The 1,186-nt window shown below is 65.5% G+C and carries 1 protein-coding gene; it reads right to left on the bottom strand.

All coding sequences use genetic code 11. The annotated features are described in order from the left end of the window. Positions 1-980, bottom strand: a 980-nt coding sequence (locus tag FKN01_RS32195; RefSeq protein WP_260697100.1) for a condensation domain-containing protein, incomplete at its 3' end; no start/stop codon positions are given. Between the last annotated feature and the right edge of the window lie 206 nt (positions 981-1,186).

Here is a 1,186-nt window from a genome sequence, read left to right as displayed (position 1 = left end):
ATGTGGTGGACCACTATCAGCAGGACGTGTGATTCGGGTCCTGTCCGGAACAGGACCGCCCGCATGGGAACGTCGACCGACAGGTCGAAGGGAACCGAAGCCGCTGCGGTCAGCTCATCGGGAAGTTCAGCCTCGGTGAGAGTGCGGACCTCAAGGCCGGCCGTCGCCTCCGCCTTGACGTACTGGGACGGCTTGCCGCCGTCAGTGCGGATCAGCGTCCGCAGCACCTCGTGACGGTCCATGACGTCCTGGAGCGCACCGGCCAGAGCCGCCTCATCGACCCTCCCGGAGAGCCGAACGGCAAAAGGCATGTTGTACGCAGCACCCGCCGCCCCCTCGAACTGGTCCAGGAACCACAACCGCTGCTGCGCATACGCCAGTTCCACCGGCCCCGAACCCGCATCACGAGGGCGAAGCACCGGCCGCTCAGCCCGCGCCTCCTCACCATCAAGACGCAGCGCCAGCTCCGCCACCGACGGCGCGTCGAACACCGCCCGCACCGACAACTCCACACCGAAGACCGCACGCACCCGCGACACCAGCCGCGTCGCCAGCAACGAATGACCACCCAGATCGAAGAAGGAGTCATCCACCCCCACCACATCAACACCCAGCAGCTGCCCGAACAGACCGCACAACACCTCCTCCCGCGCAGTCCTCGGAGCCCGGTACACCCCGCCCGCAAACACCGGATCCGGCAACGCACCCCGGTCCAGCTTCCCGTTCGCGTTCAACGGCAACTCATCCAGCACCATCACCACCGACGGCACCATGTACTCCGGCAACCGCCCCGCCACAAACCCCCGCAACACCCCGCCGTCCACAACAACATCACCAGAAACAGGCACCACATACGCGACCAGCTGACGGTCACCGTTCTGGTCCACACGGGCAACCACCGCCGCCTGCCCCACACCGGAATGACCAGCAAGAACGGCCTGCACCTCACCCAGCTCAATACGGAAACCACGCACCTTCACCTGGTCATCCGCACGACCCGCATACAACAACCGCCCATCCCCACCCCAACGCGCAAGATCACCCGTCCGGTACAACCGCTCCCCCACCGCGAACGGACTCGCGACAAAACGCTCAGCAGTCAGCCCAGAACGACCCAGATACCCACGCGCCAAACCCACACCCGCCACATAAAGCTCACCCACAACACCCGGCGGAACCACACGCA

Origin of the sequence: Streptomyces sp. 130 (assembly GCF_007096885.1) — a bacterium.
In the GTDB taxonomy this organism is placed as follows: Bacteria; Actinomycetota; Actinomycetes; order Streptomycetales; family Streptomycetaceae; genus Streptomyces.
The sequence above is the reverse complement of the archived record's forward strand: the minus strand, read 5'-3'. Positions and strand labels throughout refer to the sequence as shown.